2 protein-coding genes are annotated in these 1,049 nt (G+C 66.9%); both read left to right on the top strand.

Annotated features, from left to right (window positions below; translation table 11 throughout):
- Positions 1–27: 27 nt before the first annotated feature.
- Positions 28–375, top strand: a complete 348-nt coding sequence (locus tag ACT84W_RS11150) for an Asp23/Gls24 family envelope stress response protein (RefSeq protein ID WP_417574962.1) — start codon at positions 28–30, stop codon at positions 373–375.
- A 46-nt stretch (positions 376–421) separates the two neighbouring features.
- Positions 422–1,049, top strand: a 628-nt coding sequence (locus ACT84W_RS11145; protein WP_444329279.1) for a DAK2 domain-containing protein, incomplete at its 3' end; no start/stop codon positions are given.

The following is a 1,049-nucleotide window of genomic DNA, read 5'->3' as shown; positions in this document are numbered from 1 at the left end:
CGGAGCACTTCCGCGAGAGGAGACCTCATGTCTGGTGCAATTCCGGGAACGCTCAAGGTGTCCAACGACGTCATCGCCGACCTTGCCGGCTATGCCGCCCTCGAGTGCTACGGCGTCGTGGGCATGGCCGAGATCGACGGCCAGACCGGCGTCGTCCGCCTGCTTCCGTCCTACCGCCTCCGCAAGGGCATCGACGTGTCCGCCGCCGACGGCAAGGTCAAGCTCGACCTCCACGTCATCGTCGAGCAGGGCGTGAACATGTCTTCCGTCGTGAGCAACCTCACGAGCTCCGTCCGCTTCATCCTGAAGCAGATCGCCGAGCTCGCCGACGTGGACGTCAAGGTCCACATCGAGGGCCTTCGCGTCGCGCGCTAGCCCCGCGCCGAGACTGACCGATTCAACGAACCGAGGTTTCCAAAAGATGATCGCCAACGTCATCCGCACCTGCTTCCCCGTGGCCGCAAAGGCCCTGGCCGACAAGGCCGAGGACGTCAACAAGCTCAACGTCTTCCCCGTGCCCGACGGCGACACCGGCACGAACATGTCGCTCACCCTGGGCACCGTCGTCAAGGAGGTCCAGGCGCTGCCCGCCGACGCCTCCATGGAACAGATCGCCAAGGCCATCACGCACGGCTCCCTCATGGGCGCCCGCGGCAACTCCGGCGTCATCACCTCGCAGATCCTTCGCGGCATCGCCGAGGGCCTCTGCGAGGCGAAGAACCAGGAGGACCCGACGCCCGCCGACATCGCCCGCGCGTGGCGCCGCGGCGTGAAGGTCGCCTTCAAGGCGGTCCGCAAGCCCGTCGAGGGCACCATCCTCACCGTCCTGCGCGACATCTCGACGAAGGCCGACAAGCTCGAGAAGACCAAGATCACCACGCTCGAGATGCTCGACGCCCTCGTGGTCGAGGCCTACGAGTCCGTGGCCCGCACCCCCGACCTGCTGCCCGTCCTCAAGGAGAACGGCGTCGTCGACTCGGGCGCGTACGGCTTCGCGACCTTCCTCGAGGCCTTCGTCAACGCCGTCGAGGGCAAGGCCGGCGAGCTCT

The organism is Paratractidigestivibacter sp., assembly GCF_052362415.1.
In the GTDB taxonomy this organism is placed as follows: Bacteria; Actinomycetota; Coriobacteriia; order Coriobacteriales; family Atopobiaceae; genus Paratractidigestivibacter.
The sequence above is the reverse complement of the archived record's forward strand: the minus strand, read 5'-3'. Positions and strand labels throughout refer to the sequence as shown.